We start from the raw sequence: 14,268 nt of genomic DNA, 5'->3' as shown, positions 1-14,268 counted from the left end.
GCCCCACAGAGAGCATGAAGCGAGCGTAGTGTTAGGTTTGCTCTGCTGTTTGGGGATCCATCGATGGCGGCGACTCGACCTTACAGAGCTGATACCTGGCAAGGATATTGCACACTGTTTCTGGTGCTCAAAGGTGAAGGTTGACGGCGTTGTTTATGACGTTTGATCGAGCGTCATCTTCGGCTTGGATTAGCCAAGTAAGTTGTTACCGCTGCAGCTACTTGAGCGCAGAGGATTGGGCTTTTCGTAGCACAGTCCTCTGTTGGATTTAAGAAGAGTTAGAGGCCTATTTGAGCGAGGCGCTCGAGTTGCTGGAGGTGGTTGAGGTCGTGGCCGGCCATGGTTTCGACGATGGTCCAGAGGGTCATGGTGCCTCGCTCGGGGTGAGTTGCGGGGCGGTGGCGGTCGTCGTCGGAGACGGTGGCGAGAAAGAGGAGGTTCCAGTTGCGGATGGCGTCGAAGAGAGCGAGCGCGGGTTCGAGAGGGTAGACGGCGTAGCGCTGAGCCCAGGCGTCCTGGTCGAAGGGCTGGATGATGTGGTGGGGCTGGTCGAGCGCGGGGGCAAGAGTCTGACGGAGGCGGAAGGAGAAGACGAGTTCGGTGTCGGCGAGGTGGGTGACGATGTTTGTGATGCTCCACTTGCCTGGGGCGGGTGGGGTGGTCAGTTGGGCGTAGGTAAGGCCGGTGGTGAGGGTGTGGAGGCGCTTGGAGGTGCTGGCGAGGACGGGAATGGGGTCGTTGCCGTCGAGGTTTTTGGCGTAGGGGTTTAATTCCATTTGGAGACGGTATCATGACGGCGCTGGGATGGCCTTAAGAACAGTCCTGCCGGACGGGCCCACTACGCGTGGAGCGGTCACTTCGTGACGTGTATGCCGGTTTGGGAGGATGAGGTGCTTGGGTCCTCCCGTTGGTCGGGATGAGCGTTTGGTGGCTAGGGCTTTGGTTTGAGCTCTGGTTCGGCCCAGGGATCGTAGGTGCCGATGCCCCACGTGTGACCTTCGAGGTCGCGACAGGAGAAGTGGCGGCCGCCGTAGTCCATGTCGCGGATGTCGATGATCATCTCGGCACCGGCGGCTTTTGCGGTGGCGTAGATGGTGTCGGCGTTGGGGACTACGAGGTACGCGCCCTGCGTTTCGCGGAAGCCGATCTCGTCGGGCTGGACCATGAATTTGCCAGCTTCGCCGCCGTTGTCGACGGAGCCGAGCATGATCATGCCGTTGCCGAAGGTGAGTTGGGCGTGCTGGACGGTTTTTTTGTCCGGGCCGACAAAGACGGCTTGTTTCTTGAAGCCAAAGGCGGTGACGAGCCATTCGATGGCGGCGAGGGCGTCGCGGTAGCGGAGGCTGGGGATGATGGTGGAGTGTGTGCTGCTGATTGAAGTGTTCATGGTTGGAAGGATGCCATGTTGCGGGGGGATGGTCTTGGAAAAATCGGCGTGATGAAAGAGAGATGTCCTGCCGGACGGGCCCGCTGCGCGCGGCGCGGTCACTTCGTGACGTGTATACCCCTTCGGTTGGTGCTCCCGTTGGTCGCAAATGAAATTCATGCTAATCGAGGGGGATGTGGTTGGCCCAGATGCGGTTGGTGGTGGAATAGTCGGTGGCGCTGAGGCCGGAGAAGGCGCGGAAGTCGTTGGCGAAGTGGGACTGGTCGTAGTAGCCGCAGGCGAGGGCGAGCTCGGCCCAGGGGATGTCGGCGCCGCGATGCATCTGCTGGATGGCTTGCTGGAAGCGCTGGATGCGGCAGTAGAGTTTTGGAGAGATGCCGATGTGTTGGTTGAAGCGCTCGGAGAGACGGCGGGGGCTGAGGCCGGTGGTGCGGGTGAGCTCGGCGATGGTGGTGGTGCCGGGCGAGGCGTCGAGGTGGGTCAGGGCGTAGTGGAGGATGGGGTCGCGACGTTGTTGTCTGCTGAGGGAGAGGCGAGTGAGAAGGGCGAATTCGAGGAGGGCGAACTTTTGTTTGGGGGTGGGAGCCTCGCGGAGCTCGTTGCGGAGGTTGTCGGCGGCGCGGCCCCAGAGATCGCTGAGTGCGGTTTCGCTGTTGGTGAAGACGTGGGCGTTGTCGGGGAAGAAGGCAGCGGTGCCGCCGGGGTGGAAGACGACGCCGATGAGTTCGGTGAAGTCGATGGCGTCGATCTGCTGGTAGCGGGAGTAGATGCCGAGGAAGATGCCGGCGGGCGAGTGATTGAGGGGATTGGCGAAGTTGTTGGCGTCGGTGAGATGGTCGCGGGCGAGGGAGAGGACGATCTGGGCTCGGCCGGTGGGGAGGACGCGCTCGTGCCGGTGGGTGGCGCGGGGGTCGCGAACGTACCAGAGGGCTTTCACGAAGGGTGCGAGGACGGGATGGGGAATGTGCTCCAGGTAAAGCATGCATCTGTCTCGAGTTGTGAGTCATCTGAAGGAGATGGCCGTGGGTGGCTCTGCCGGTGATGCGATTGTAGGACAATAGAAGATGGACGAATAGGGGATTTGAAGCGATGGCGGAGGAGCGGGTTGTAGGGATCGGGCGTGTTGTCGGGATAGACCTGGGTACGACGAACTCCCTGGTGGCATATATGGAGGATGGTGCGCCGGTGGTGATCCCCGGCGAGGACGGTGAGCGCCTGGTGCCGTCGGTGGTGGCGTGGACCGATAGCGGGGTGATGGTGGGGAATGCGGCTCGGGGGACGTTGATGGCGGACTCGGCGAGCGCGGTGTACTCGGCTAAGCGGCTGATGGGCAGGGATATTGAGGATGTGCAGGGGGAGCTGAAGCTGTTTCCGTTCAAGCTGGCGGAGGGTTTGAGGCCGGGTGAGGTGCTGAAGGTGAGTGTGGCCGGGTTGATGCTGACGCCGCCGGAGATCTCGGCTTATGTGCTGCAGCAGCTGAAGAAGAATGCGGAGAGGTTTTTTGGCGGGCCGGTGACGAAGGCGGTGATTACGGTTCCGGCTTACTTCAATGATGCGCAGCGTCAGGCTACGAAGGATGCGGGACGGATTGCCGGGCTGGAGGTGCTGCGTCTGGTGAACGAGCCTACAGCTGCGGCGCTGGCTTATGGGCTGGATAAGAAAACTGCCGAGAGCGCCAATGGGGATGACCGGCTGATTGCGGTGTATGACTTTGGCGGCGGGACATTTGACGTTTCAATTTTGAAGCTGCATGAGGGGATCTTTGAGGTGGTGGCGACGGGTGGGGATACGCACCTGGGTGGGGACGATATCGACAACCTGATGATTGCGATTGCGCTGGATGATATTGCCGGGGATCTGGGTGTGGATGTTCGCGGGAATGGTGAAGCGGTGCAGGCGGTGCGCAAGGCTGTGATCGAGGCGAAGATTCTGCTTTCGAGTGCGAAGAATGCGACGTTGAATGTTGAGCTGCCGCCGGTCGATGGGAAGCCCGCGAAGAGGTATCAGCGGCAGATCTCGCGAGAGCAGTTTGAAGGCTTGATTGCCGACGTGATTGCGCGGACAGCTGGACCTTGCAGGCAGGCTTTGAAAGACGCTGGGTTGAACGCGGCGCAGATCGATGAGGTGGTGCTGGTGGGCGGGTCGACGCGAATTCCTGCGGTGCGGGCGCTGGTGGATGATTTGTTTGAGATGGGTGCTCGTGGGAAGAAGCCGCATACGGAGTTGAATCCGGATGAGGTGGTGGCGCTGGGGGCCGCGGTGCAGGCGCAGATTCTTGCTGGTGGGGCTGTGTCGGGATCGGGGCTTGAGGATCTGTTGCTGCTGGATGTGACTCCGTTGTCGCTGGGGATTGAGGCGCTGGGTGGCGTGGTGGCAAAGATTATTCAACGGAACTCGACGATTCCGGCGAGTGCGACGGAGCACTTTACGACGGGCGTGGATGGACAGACGAATGTTGCGATCCACGTGGTGCAGGGAGAGCGGGAGTTGGCGAAGGATTGCAGGTCTTTGGCGCGGTTTGATCTGAAGGGGATTCCGCCGATGGTGGCGGGGCTGCCGCGCATCGAGGTGAAGTTTCTGATCGATGCAAACGGGATTCTGCATGTGAGTGCGCGGGAGCAGAGAAGCGGGAAAGAGGCTGAGGTCGAGGTGAAGCCTACCTACGGTCTTACAGACGAGCAGGTGGAGACAATGATTCTGGACTCGTTCGATAACGCCGAGACAGATATTCAGGAGCGGCAGACGATCGAGGCGAAGAATGAGGCTGAGACGATTCTAAGTGCAGTGAAGAAAGGCAAGAGCCATGCTGCGTGGCAGATGTTGACGAGTGTGGAGATAGAGAAGATTGAGGAGCAGGCGTCGTTTTTAGAGGCGGCGGTGCAGGGCGGAAACTACAAAGACATTCGAGCGGGAATCGAGCGGCTGGATAAGGCGACGCGAAGGTTTGCGGAGTTGATGATGGATACTGCGGTCTCGGGTGCGATGCAGGGGAAGACGATGGAGGCGGCGGGTGAGAGCATGGGAGAGGGACCAACGGCTCCTCATCCCTTTGCGAAGGCGCAGGTGAGCAGCTCGCGTTCAGGCGCGGATGTTGAGGCGACAAAGATTGAGGAATCAGTTAAGGATGAGGCTACGGCCGGAGAGTCGACGGAAGACTGAATAATGAGTGAGACGAAGAAGGTTGCTGAAGCTGTGGATCTGTCGAAGCCTGCGGGCGACGGGATGGTTCGCGTGACGTTTTTGCCTGAGGGCAGAACGGTGGAGTTCCCGTTCGATACGCTGCCCTACGAAGGGCACGGCCTGCCGATGTCGTTTCTGGATGTAGCGGAGAACTATGACATCTTTTTGGATCACGCGTGTGGCGGAGTTTGCGCTTGTACGACGTGCCATCTCCACGTGAAGGAAGGCGCGCAGGGGATTAGCGAGGCGGAGGATCTGGAGTTGGACCGGATGGAGACGGCGGCGGATATTCAGTTGAACTCGCGGCTGGGATGCCAGGCGGTGATTGAGAAGCCGGGAACATATGTCGTGGAGATTCCGAAGTGGAATCGGAACTATGTGCAGGAGGGTAAGCCTAGCCACGGGCCGGGAGCTTAAGCCTGGTCTCCTGGTCTATGGTTTCGCTGGAAGAATTCCGTACTTTGCTTCGAGGAATTGTTGCAGGTCTTCGGGGAGGACGGATGTCAGTTCCTGCCATGTCAGGAGCTTCAGTCGCCAGGTGAAGTTGGGGTGATGGACAGCGGAGAGAATGGAGTACCAGGTTTCGACGAGGTCGTGGCGGCGAGCGTCGCAGAGGACGCAGAAGGATGCGTTGGACGCGAAGGCGGCGAGGACGTTGCGGATGAGTTGGTAGCCCTGGATGACAGTGCGTGAACGCGCAGACGTCGGGATTGGTGAGGGTGGATTGGGCGATCGCTCTTCAAGGTCGGAGAAGTCCTCTGCTGATGGGTGTGGTGATGGAGCGATGATTTTGTGGGGCAGGCGTTCGATGGCGAAGATTGTTTCGAGATCGCGGTAGCGCTCGATGAGGCGCGGGCTGGCGGTTTGGAAGTTGGATTCGGTGAGCTTGGCTTCGACAAAGAGTTTGCCAAGTTGGAGATCGATCTCGGTGCGGTCTTTGAGATGCTGCTGCTCTTCCGTTTGTGGCGAATTTGTGAGGATGTCGGCGTCGTTGAAGAGTGATGCGGTCGATTCTTGTTGATAGATGATGTGGGCTGTTTTCTTTCGACTGGCAGGAGATTTTTTCAGCGGAATGCCGGGATGAATTCCGAAGTTGGGTTGAGTTTCGGCGGGGACGCCAAGAAGATTCGCAACGGCGGAGGTGAGGTGGCCGTTAGAGAAGATTCCCGGGTGGCAAAAAATGTTCATTAGGAGAGCGTCGGAGCTGTTGGCGCAGTCGAGCTCCTTCCACTGCCAGTCAGCGTGTGCGCGAACGCGGCGGTGGGCGGTGTGGGCTTTGGTGAGGCGACGGGACCAGGCTGGGTTGGCGCAGATGGCGGCGTAGCTGGCGGGATGGAAGTTGCCGTGACGGGCTTGCTCTGCCTTGTCTTCATGGCCGAAGAGGATGCTGGGCTCGGAGCCGGTGGTTTGCTCGTGCAGAAGATTGCTTGTGACGGCGAGGTGCTGGGCGCGGGCGTTCAGGTCGCGGCGCAGCAGGGAGGCGGACCAGGGGATTGAAGCGGGTTGGTGGTTATGCGTCATAAAACTGTGGCAGGTTTTCTTGTAGTCTTTCGATGAGACGGTTCTTTGCCGCTTGAGATTAGTTTATTTGGGGGATGCTATGGCTTTTGAGTTTGATTGGACAGATGCGGAAGAGATTGGGATTCAGTTGCAGGAGAAGTATCCGGAGATCGAGCCCTATTCGGTGCGGTTTACGGATCTGCACAAGTATGTGACGGGGCTGCCGGGATTTGTCGGCGATCCCGCGAAGTCGAGTGAGGGGATTCTGGAGGCGATTCAGACGGCTTGGAATGAAGAGTATGAGGATGCTAAGTAAGGGGTTTGTCCTGCCGGACGGGCTCCCTGCGCGGGAGGCGGTCACTTCGTGACTTGTGTACCGCTTCGCCTGGTCCTCGCGTTGCTCGGAGGAGAGATCCCCTCCTGTTGGTTGGGAGTGCGCGTGGCTTAGGCTATGCGGGAGCGGATTTGATGCAGGAGCTTTGAGCCGGTTAGATGGAGGGTTGCGATTGAGAACGCGGCCCAGACTGCGGTGGCGGCGGCAATGATCATGAGATCGCGAAGGTGGCTGTGGTGGAGGGGGATGAGATGGACGACGACGGCTGCTCCGGCAAAGCTGATGATGGCGGCGAGAAGTGCGCCGGCTAATTCGCGGAGTTCGAGTCCAGAGAGACGGACCAGTTTGCGGTGGTTGAGGAGGATGGCCAGCGTCAGGGTTTGAATCACGATACCGATGTCGGAGGCGATGGTGAGGCCTTTGAGTCCGAGGGTGTGAAAGAGAAGCGCGTAGATGGGGATGGAGACGAGGGTGACGATCCACCCAGCGGTGGCGGGCGTTATGGTGTTGCCGGCGGCGTAGAAGGAGCGGGCGTAGATTCCCTGAGCGGCCCAAAAAGCAATGGAGAGGGTGAAGAGAGTGAAGTAGAGCGCAGTGGCGCGGGCATCTTCTGGCGTGAAGGAGCCGCCGCGGAAGAGATCGACGATTGGGTTGGCGAGGGCGATCATCCACGCTCCGAGGAGGAAGGATGCGGCTAGAACTCGGGAGACGGAGCGGTTGACGGCGTTGGCGAAGTCGTCGAATCGACTCTGGCTGTAGAGGGCGGAGAAGAAGGGGAGCGAGGCTGCTCCTGCGGCTTGGCCGAGGATACCCATGGGAGCGGTGAAGAGCGTCTTGGCTACGGTGAGGAGGCTGATGCCGCCTACGTCATTTGAGGCGAAGTAGCTGAGTATCCACTTGTCGGCGGTGACGAGGGAGACGCCGATCATGAGAGGGAGGGTGAGTCGCAGCCATTCGAGGAAGGCTGGGTGGCGGAGGTTGAGGATGGGGTGATAGCGGAGGCCGCCGTGGAAGGCTCCGTAGAGATTGAGTGCGGCTGGGCCAAGGATGACTCCGGCTAGCACTCCGATGGCAAGAGAGTAGATGCCGAAGCGTTGGTGGAGGAAGATAGCTCCGACGATGATGCCGGCGTTATAGATGAGCGGGCTGATGGCCTGGTAGAGAAAGATCTTTCGGACAAGGAGGCGGGAGCCTAAGACTCCGCCGAGGAAGAAGAAGAACTGCGCGGGGAGCAGGAGGCGGGTGAGTGCGGTGCAGAGGGCGGCGCGATGGGGATCGAAGCCGCGGAAGGCGATGTGGGTGTAATAGGGGGCGAAGATCTCCGCGATGACGATGCCGAGGAGAAGCACGGCGGCCATGGCGTTGAGGATGATGGAGAGTGCGCGGTCTGCGCCTGCTTCGTCGTTTTGCGCCCGGTAGCGACTGAGGATGGTGACGAGCGAGATGGAGACGACCCCGCCGACGAGGAAGTAGGCGAGCATGTCGGGTAGCTGAAAGGCGGCGTTGTAGGCGTCGGTTTCGGGGCTGGCTCCGAAGATGCGGTTGATGTACTTGGTGCGGATGAGGCCGAGGACTCCGGAGAGGAGGGTGGAGAGCATGAGGAGGAGCGTGGCGGAGAAGGCGCTCTGCGACGAGGAGGGGTGGAGGAGAGCGAAGAGGCTGCGGCGAGGGTTGCGTTCGATGCCAGGGGCGATGAGGGGCTCGATGGTAGCGGATTCGAGAGGGTTGACGGCCGGGTTGGGATCTTCGTTGATGGACACGGGTTGAGTTGATTTTATCGGGTGGGCTTATGCTGATGGGTGGCGGGTCTGGTTCGTGGTGAGGAGTGGGTTTGGAGAACTTTCGGTTGCGGGTGTTTCGGGCGGTGGCGGAGGAGTTGAGCTTTCGCAAGGCGGCGGAGGTGTTGCATCTGAGCCAGCCGGCGGTGAGTCAGCATGTGCATGCGCTGGAGGAGGAGGTTGGAGTGCAGTTGTTCGACCGTGCGAGAGGCGCAGGGCATGGGAGCCAGATCTCGCTGACCGAAGCAGGGCGAGTACTACTGGGGTATGCGAATGCGGCTGCGGAGACGATGGTGGAGGCGAGGCGGGCGCTGGCCATGTTGAATCACGAGGCTGCGGGTCCGTTGAAGCTTGGTGCATCGACGACGGTGGCTCAATATCTTTTACCGCGGATCCTTGGAGCGTTCTTGAAGCAGCATTCGCAGGTGAAGCTTTCCCTGGTGAGTGGGAATACAGAACAGATTGTGGAGGCGGTGGCGGAGAAGAAGGTTGCGCTGGGGATTATTGAGGGGCCAGCGATGCGGCGGGATGTGAAGACTGAGCGCATGGTGCAGGACGAGATGGTGCTGATTGCTAGTCCGAATCATGCGTGGGTGTTGCGCAAAGGCGGAGCGATTGAGGTGGCGGAGTTGACGAAGGTGCCGCTGTTATTGAGAGAGCGCGGGTCAGGATCGCGGCGGGTGGTGGAGCGGGCCTTGAAGAAGATGGGGCTGCCGCTGCGGTCCTTGCAGGTTGCGGTGGAGTTGGATTCGACCGAAGCGATTATTTCGGGCGTGGAGGCAGAGCTGGGTGTGGGGTTTGTTTCGCGTTGGGCGCTGGGAAAGGTCTTGCGGCTGGGAGCGGTAAAGGTCGTTGCGGTTAAGGGGCTGGAGATTCGGCGGGACTTTAGCTTCGTTTGGCTGGCTGGTACCGAATTGACGGGGGCAGCGGCTGCGTTTCAGGGATTCGCCGTGGGAGCGATTGACGTTCGCTAGATAATGTTGGCGATAAGTAATACTTATCACCAATTGGAAAGTACTTCTCGACTGGGTAGACAGGCACGCGCATGCTTTAAGCATGTGGAAGAAGAACCTCTTTTATATCGGAATTATCATTTCGGCGAGCGGGCTGATCGGGCCTCCGCTTGCGTTGGCTGCGGGGCTCGCGTTTGGCCTGAGTACGGTGCATACATTTCATGGGGAAGGTCGGAATCTTTCAAAGTTTCTGCTGCAGGCTGCGGTGGTCTGCCTGGGATTTGGGATGAATTTGAAGGAAGTAGTGCACGCCGGGGCATCGGGGTTCTTGTATACGGCGATCAGCATTACGTTTGCGCTGGCGCTGGGTGTCGCTCTGGGCAAGTTGCTGCAGGTGGGGAAGACACAGTCGCTGCTGATCAGCTTCGGGACGGCGATCTGCGGAGGGAGCGCGATTGCGGCGATGGGGCCGGTGCTGAATGCGAATGAGGAGGAGATGGCTGTTTCGCTGGGTACTGTGTTTGTGCTGAACTCGGTAGCGCTGCTGCTGTTTCCATTGATTGGACATCTGCTGAACTTTTCGCAAACGCAGTTTGGGCTGTGGTCGGCGCTGGCGATTCATGACACCAGTTCGGTGGTGGGCGCAGGTGCTAAGTATGGACCTACGGCGCTGGCTGTGGGGACGACAGTGAAGCTGGCGCGGGCACTGTGGATTGTGCCGCTGGCGATTGCTACGGCGATGCTGAAGAAGAGCAAAGCGAAGGTGCCATGGCCGTGGTTCATTCTGTACTTCTGCTTTGCGGCGGTAGCGGCGAGTTACCTGCCGCGGTATATTCCGCAGGCTGTGCCCTTGTTTTCTGCTCTGAACCGGTTGGGGCGCGCTGCTTTGACTGTAGTGCTGTTTTTGATCGGGACCGGCATTACGCGGGAGACATTGAAAGAAGTTGGAGTAAGGCCGATGGTGCAGGGGATTACGCTTTGGATTGTGGTGGCGAGCTTGTCGCTATGGGCGATCCATGTGGGATGGATTTCACTATGAGGAACTAGCGATCGGGCGGCGTCGAGACAGTGGCTCGCGGCTGATCGCCGCTTCTATCCTTGAAGGGGTCTTTCCATTGGGTAGGGAGGCTGTGTCGACTGCCTCTTTTTTTTATTTTGATGCTGGAAGAGATGGAGATGCCGGCTACGGTGAAGCTGACCATCTGGCGCTGACTGCAGCGGAGGCAGCGGACGGGATAGCGCATGAGGAGTATTTCGGTGAGGTCTTGCGAGCGAAGGCTAGAGCGGCGGAAGTTTTGACCGGGGCAAAACTGACAACGGATGGGAGCGCCGTTGCGAGACTCGGTTCCGAGGTAGGGGGCGCGATCGCGGGAGGAGTGCCTGCGGCGAGAGCTTTCCTTGTAGCTTTCGTTGAATCTCATCTTCAACTCTTGTCCCCTTCGGGAAGGAGTGGAAGGTTGAAGAGCCTTTCCGGAGTTCGTCGCGGGGTGTTCGGTGTACGTGGAGCGCGGATCGTGTGTACGGTGGGACGGGCTGGTGATTTAGAGAGCAGAGTATGGAGATCGCGAAGATCTTTGTGCAGTTTGCGGAGCTGGCGCGAGTCGATGCTGGTGGGTGCGCCTTCGATGGTGAGAGCCAGTTGCGGCTCGCTATGTCTGAGTTCACTTTTGAAGACCTGACGAGCGCCGGGGATGGTGTAGCCCTCACTGTAGAGGAGGCTCTTGATGCGGAGCGCCATCTCGACGTCTCGCCGGCGATAGAGCCGCTGGCCTGTGCCGCCTTTGTGTGGCTTGAGTTGAGGGAACTCGCTCTCCCAGAAGCGCAGGACATAGGCGGGGACGTCGCAGAGTTTGGCGACCTCACCGATGCGAAAGTAGAGCTTATCGGGGATGCCGCCGGGGATGTCAGACCCGGAGGGTGGGGTGGTTTTGCGGATTGGCTGGTGCTGCGCCATGCCAGGAGCTCCGGAACCGCCTGCCCGGCGGAGTGGCCTATCGTTCGGCTGCTGCCAGTATAGGCCACTCGGTCGGCATGGTTTGTAATTTTTCCCTGGTGAGGGCTGTTGAATTTCAGGCAACTGGGGTGGAGACGGGCTGGCGTGGCTCAGTCTTTCCGCGGGCGCTGCGGACATATTGGACAGGCCAGGTGGTGGATTGGTGAAGGACCGCCGCCGCGTGAAGCGGCCAGTAGGGGTTGCGGAGGAGCTCGCGCGCCAGGAGGATGAGGTCGGCCTGACCGGTGCGGATGATCTGGTCGGCTTGGGCTGGCTCGGTGATCATGCCGACGGCTGCGGTGGGGATCTCGGCCTCGCGGTGGATGGTGTCGGAGTGGTGAACCTGATAGCCGGAGCCTACGGGAATCTGCTGGGCGGGGTGATTGCCGCCGGTGGAGACGTCTACCAGATCGATGTCGGCCTGTTTAAGGAGTCTCGAGAAAGCGACGGATTGGGGAAGATCCCAGCTTGGGCCGAGTGACTCCGGTGCCCAGTCGGTGGCTGAGATGCGGACGAAGAGAGGGAGATGCTGGGGCCATGCGGCACGGACGGCGCGAACGATCTCGAGGGGGAAACGGACCCGATTTTCAAAGCTTCCGCCGTACTCGTCGGTGCGTTGATTGGAGAGCGGGGAGAGGAACTCATGCAGGAGATAGCCGTGCGCTGCGTGGATTTCGACGAGGTCGAAGCCGGCGGTGAGGGCGCGGTGGGTGGCTGCTACGAAGTCGGCGACGATCTTGTCCATGCCGGCGCGATCGAGGGCGGTGGGGAGGGGATACGCCTCGTCGAAGCGGATGGCGGAGGGGGCTACGGGCTGCCAACCGCCTTCGGCGGCGGGCATGGTGCGGACTGGATCCCAAGGGAGGGACATGCTGGCTTTGCGGCCGGCGTGGGCTAGCTGGGTTCCGGCGTAGGCGCCGTGCTGGTGGAGGAAGGTGGTGATGCGGTTGAGTTCGGGGATGTGTTCGTCTTTCCAGATGCCGAGGTCGCCGGGGGTGATGCGGGATTCGGGGCTGACTGCATTGGCTTCCGTGATGACGAGGCCGGCACCGCCAATGGCGCGGCTTCCGAGGTGGACGAGGTGCCAATCGTTGGCAAAACCGTCGACCGAAGAGTATTCGCACATGGGGGAGACGGCGATTCGGTTGGGAAGCGTGAGGCTGCGGAGCTTGAGAGGAGCGAAGAGGTGGTTGATGGGCTGAGGCACTCCTATTGGATGTGGCGAAGTGGATTTGGATGTGAGGGATCGATAGTTGTGCGCAGGAATTAAATTTTGTGGTGGTTTTTGGGCGGGTTTTGGGAAAAGCCAGAGATTTTTGTGGTGTTTTGATGGTGTGGTTGTGGTGAAATGCGTGGTGAACGTGGTGAGCAGACAGCGGTTATTTGAGCTCCGAAAAAAGCGCCACGGTTTCGTTGTTTTTTTTGCGTGCCCGGGGGAATGGAACCCGACAGGACAAGAGAGCGTATTGTTTCTCTGATCGGATGGAGGCTGAGATGAGGGTGAATCAGAGTGCGGCGGCGTCGATGTTGGCAGCGACGATTGCAGCGTCGACGATGTTGATGACCGGGTGCCGGATTGAGAACGATAAACATGGCGACGCGGATAACGTGAAGATCGCTACGCCGTTTGGCGGTATGTCGGTGAAGACGAACGAATCTGCTGTGGTCGATGGGATTGGGCTGCCGGTGTATCCGGGCGCGGTATTGGTGAGGAAGAAGGACAAGAACGATGGCGCGGCAGACATCAATCTCAGCTTCGGCAGCTTTTCGCTCAAGGTGAAGGCGGCCAGCTACACGACGCCGGATAGTCCGGACCAGGTGACTGCCTTTTACAAAAAAGCACTGGGACGGTATGGCGATGTGATCCAGTGCCAGAACGACAAGCCGGTGAGCTCGCAGACGCAGACCGCTGAGGGGTTGACGTGCGCCGATGATCAGAAGAACCACATCAAGGTGGACAATGATCTTTCGGGCAAGCTGGAGCTGAAGGCTGGGTCGAAGCAGCATCAGCACATTGTCGGGATCGATCCCGATGGTGGCGGAACGAAGATCGGGATGGTGGCGCTGGATCTGCCGGGGCATATCTCGGTAGGAGATGGGGACGACTCGAACAAGCAGTGATGCGGATTGTGTTTCCTGAAGACGTGTCCTGCCGGACGGGCCCATTTCGCGTGGGGCGGTCACTTCGTGACGTGTATACCTTTCTCTGCAGGAATGATCACTCTCGTCCTCCCGTTGTTCGGCGTCATCTTCTCGTCCCGCAGGACACGCAGTGGCGGTCTGGAGGCGGTCGCTTGCCGCGCCCTTTGGGGTGGGGTAGCTTCATAAGATATGCATGAGTACTGTCATCGTTGCGGAGGCGAGCTTGCTGCCAGTGTTGGCGATTCGCCGTTCTGTCCCCACTGCGGTTCGCCGCAGATCTATCTGCAGGACTATGAGCTGCAGAGCAACGGGGAAGAGCAGAGCAACGGCGCGGAAGGCGATACGACCGGCGCGATGCCGCCCCCGCGGCCGCAGCAGGTGGAGTGGAAGACTGCGATTCGGTGCGCACTGCTGGTGGCGGTTGTGGCGGCGGTGCTGAGTGTGTTGTCGGCACGGGTGCAGCTGGTGTCGCCGCTGACGTGGCTGTGGACGATCAGCGGGTCGATGATTACGCTGGCGCTGTATCAGAAGAGGAAGCCGCTGGCGTGGATGGATGCCGGGATCGGAGCGCGGATTGGGGTGGTGGTGGGGCTGGCCCTGGTCTCGTGTCTTGCGGTCGCGATGGCGGGTGCGGGGCTGGTGGCGAGGTTTGGTCTGCATAACATGGCGGGGTTCGATGCGGAGCTGACGCAGACGCTGCATGCCCAGGTTGAAAAAGCTGCTGCGACGACGCCGGAGCCGCCGGATGTGGTGCGTTTTTTGTACTCGCCGGAGGCGCGGGCGGGGATTATGCTTGCGGGGTTTGCGATGGTGTCGGGCGTGCTGCTGGTGTTGTCGACCGTGGGCGGGGCGCTGGGTGGATTTATGCGGATGCGGCGAAAGGTGTCGGCTTAGGTTTCGTTGGGGGATTTCTACGACCTTTGTGGTAATTCGATCGTTTTCGAGGGGTTCAGCGCTTGTGACGTAATGAATTCCGTGGTTCGTTGAATTAGGTTCTGCTA

15 protein-coding genes are annotated in these 14,268 nt (G+C 60.0%); 7 read left to right on the top strand and 8 right to left on the bottom strand.

Going from position 1 to position 14,268, the window contains the following annotated elements; all coding sequences use genetic code 11:
* Window positions 1-278: 278 nt before the first annotated feature.
* The 3 genes from HDF08_RS16800 to HDF08_RS16790 all read right to left on the bottom strand — a co-directional run bounded on the left by HDF08_RS16800 (window position 279) and on the right by HDF08_RS16790 (window position 2,369).
* Window positions 279-776, bottom strand: coding sequence for a DinB family protein (locus HDF08_RS16800; RefSeq protein ID WP_179639735.1), 498 nt, complete (start codon window positions 774-776; stop codon window positions 279-281).
* A gap of 155 nt (window positions 777-931) precedes the next feature.
* Window positions 932-1,387 carry a VOC family protein gene (locus tag HDF08_RS16795; protein WP_179639734.1) on the bottom strand — a complete coding sequence of 152 codons (456 nt, stop codon included), beginning with the start codon at window positions 1,385-1,387 and terminating at the stop codon, window positions 932-934.
* A 160-nt stretch (window positions 1,388-1,547) separates the two neighbouring features.
* Window positions 1,548-2,369 (bottom strand): helix-turn-helix domain-containing protein, encoded by an 822-nt coding sequence (locus tag HDF08_RS16790; RefSeq protein WP_179639733.1) that lies wholly within the window; start codon window positions 2,367-2,369, stop codon window positions 1,548-1,550.
* A 107-nt stretch (window positions 2,370-2,476) separates the two neighbouring features.
* On the opposite strand from HDF08_RS16790, the gene hscA reads away from it, so the two are divergent.
* Together hscA and HDF08_RS16780 are read left to right on the top strand one after the other, a co-directional pair.
* On the top strand, window positions 2,477-4,546 hold the full coding sequence (gene hscA / locus HDF08_RS16785; protein ID WP_179639732.1) for a Fe-S protein assembly chaperone HscA: 2,070 nt from the start codon (window positions 2,477-2,479) through the stop codon (window positions 4,544-4,546).
* Window positions 4,547-4,549: 3 nt separating this feature from the next.
* The gene (locus tag HDF08_RS16780; RefSeq protein WP_179639731.1) at window positions 4,550-4,984 is read left to right on the top strand and encodes a 2Fe-2S iron-sulfur cluster-binding protein; all 435 of its coding nucleotides are present in this window, start codon (window positions 4,550-4,552) and stop codon (window positions 4,982-4,984) included.
* 15 nt (window positions 4,985-4,999) lie between these two features.
* On the opposite strand, the gene HDF08_RS16775 is transcribed toward HDF08_RS16780, so the two are convergent.
* A complete protein-coding gene (locus HDF08_RS16775) occupies window positions 5,000-6,088 on the bottom strand; it encodes a PGN_0703 family putative restriction endonuclease (protein ID WP_179639730.1) in 1,089 nt (362 codons plus the stop codon).
* A 79-nt stretch (window positions 6,089-6,167) separates the two neighbouring features.
* On the opposite strand from HDF08_RS16775, the gene iscX reads away from it, so the two are divergent.
* Entirely contained in the window at window positions 6,168-6,383 is a 216-nt protein-coding gene (gene iscX / locus HDF08_RS16770; protein WP_179639729.1) for a Fe-S cluster assembly protein IscX, read from the top strand.
* 128 nt (window positions 6,384-6,511) lie between these two features.
* Here the strand turns inward: iscX and murJ are convergent, their stop codons facing one another.
* Entirely contained in the window at window positions 6,512-8,161 is a 1,650-nt protein-coding gene (gene murJ, locus HDF08_RS16765; RefSeq protein WP_353069837.1) for a murein biosynthesis integral membrane protein MurJ, read from the bottom strand.
* A 71-nt stretch (window positions 8,162-8,232) separates the two neighbouring features.
* On the opposite strand from murJ, the gene HDF08_RS16760 reads away from it, so the two are divergent.
* Window positions 8,233-9,153 carry a LysR substrate-binding domain-containing protein gene (locus tag HDF08_RS16760; protein WP_179639728.1) on the top strand — a complete coding sequence of 307 codons (921 nt, stop codon included), beginning with the start codon at window positions 8,233-8,235 and terminating at the stop codon, window positions 9,151-9,153.
* An 82-nt stretch (window positions 9,154-9,235) separates the two neighbouring features.
* Entirely contained in the window at window positions 9,236-10,171 is a 936-nt protein-coding gene (locus HDF08_RS16755) for a YeiH family protein (RefSeq protein ID WP_179639727.1), read from the top strand.
* A gap of 4 nt (window positions 10,172-10,175) precedes the next feature.
* Here HDF08_RS16755 and HDF08_RS16750 read toward each other — a convergent pair whose 3' ends face one another.
* The 3 genes from HDF08_RS16750 to HDF08_RS16740 form a co-directional block, all read right to left on the bottom strand.
* Window positions 10,176-10,553: a hypothetical protein gene (locus HDF08_RS16750; RefSeq protein ID WP_179639726.1), complete on the bottom strand. Its 378-nt coding sequence runs from the start codon at window positions 10,551-10,553 to the stop codon at window positions 10,176-10,178.
* A gap of 2 nt (window positions 10,554-10,555) precedes the next feature.
* Complete coding sequence (locus HDF08_RS16745; RefSeq protein WP_179639725.1) at window positions 10,556-11,086, bottom strand: MerR family transcriptional regulator; 531 nt, start codon at window positions 11,084-11,086, stop codon at window positions 10,556-10,558.
* Between the two features lie 115 nt (window positions 11,087-11,201).
* Window positions 11,202-12,332: an NADH:flavin oxidoreductase/NADH oxidase gene (locus tag HDF08_RS16740; RefSeq protein ID WP_373563214.1), complete on the bottom strand. Its 1,131-nt coding sequence runs from the start codon at window positions 12,330-12,332 to the stop codon at window positions 11,202-11,204.
* 287 nt (window positions 12,333-12,619) lie between these two features.
* Between HDF08_RS16740 and HDF08_RS16735 the strand changes: the two genes are divergently transcribed.
* Both HDF08_RS16735 and HDF08_RS16730 read left to right on the top strand, forming a co-directional pair.
* Complete coding sequence (locus HDF08_RS16735; RefSeq protein ID WP_257031192.1) at window positions 12,620-13,246, top strand: hypothetical protein; 627 nt, start codon at window positions 12,620-12,622, stop codon at window positions 13,244-13,246.
* 210 nt (window positions 13,247-13,456) lie between these two features.
* Complete coding sequence (locus HDF08_RS16730) at window positions 13,457-14,161, top strand: hypothetical protein (protein ID WP_179639724.1); 705 nt, start codon at window positions 13,457-13,459, stop codon at window positions 14,159-14,161.
* Window positions 14,162-14,268 lie beyond the last annotated feature (107 nt).

Origin of the sequence: Tunturiibacter empetritectus (assembly GCF_013410875.1) — a bacterium.
In the GTDB taxonomy this organism is placed as follows: Bacteria; Acidobacteriota; Terriglobia; order Terriglobales; family Acidobacteriaceae; genus Edaphobacter; species Edaphobacter empetritectus.
This window is presented reverse-complemented; position numbering and strand designations above follow the sequence as displayed.

What these genes read in the sequence shown, in the direction of transcription:
- HDF08_RS16800 (WP_179639735.1), bottom strand. Translation starts at nt 776, where the DNA reads ATGGAATTAAACCCCTACGCCAAAAACCTCGACGGCAACGACCCCATT.
- HDF08_RS16730 (WP_179639724.1), top strand. Translation starts at nt 13,457, where the DNA reads ATGCATGAGTACTGTCATCGTTGCGGAGGCGAGCTTGCTGCCAGTGTT.
- HDF08_RS16795 (WP_179639734.1), bottom strand. Translation starts at nt 1,387, where the DNA reads ATGAACACTTCAATCAGCAGCACACACTCCACCATCATCCCCAGCCTC.
- HDF08_RS16775 (WP_179639730.1), bottom strand. Translation starts at nt 6,088, where the DNA reads ATGACGCATAACCACCAACCCGCTTCAATCCCCTGGTCCGCCTCCCTG.
- iscX (WP_179639729.1), top strand. Translation starts at nt 6,168, where the DNA reads ATGGCTTTTGAGTTTGATTGGACAGATGCGGAAGAGATTGGGATTCAG.
- HDF08_RS16780 (WP_179639731.1), top strand. Translation starts at nt 4,550, where the DNA reads ATGAGTGAGACGAAGAAGGTTGCTGAAGCTGTGGATCTGTCGAAGCCT.
- HDF08_RS16745 (WP_179639725.1), bottom strand. Translation starts at nt 11,086, where the DNA reads ATGGCGCAGCACCAGCCAATCCGCAAAACCACCCCACCCTCCGGGTCT.
- HDF08_RS16755 (WP_179639727.1), top strand. Translation starts at nt 9,236, where the DNA reads ATGTGGAAGAAGAACCTCTTTTATATCGGAATTATCATTTCGGCGAGC.
- HDF08_RS16735 (WP_257031192.1), top strand. Translation starts at nt 12,620, where the DNA reads ATGAGGGTGAATCAGAGTGCGGCGGCGTCGATGTTGGCAGCGACGATT.
- hscA (WP_179639732.1), top strand. Translation starts at nt 2,477, where the DNA reads ATGGCGGAGGAGCGGGTTGTAGGGATCGGGCGTGTTGTCGGGATAGAC.
- HDF08_RS16790 (WP_179639733.1), bottom strand. Translation starts at nt 2,369, where the DNA reads ATGCTTTACCTGGAGCACATTCCCCATCCCGTCCTCGCACCCTTCGTG.
- HDF08_RS16750 (WP_179639726.1), bottom strand. Translation starts at nt 10,553, where the DNA reads ATGAGATTCAACGAAAGCTACAAGGAAAGCTCTCGCCGCAGGCACTCC.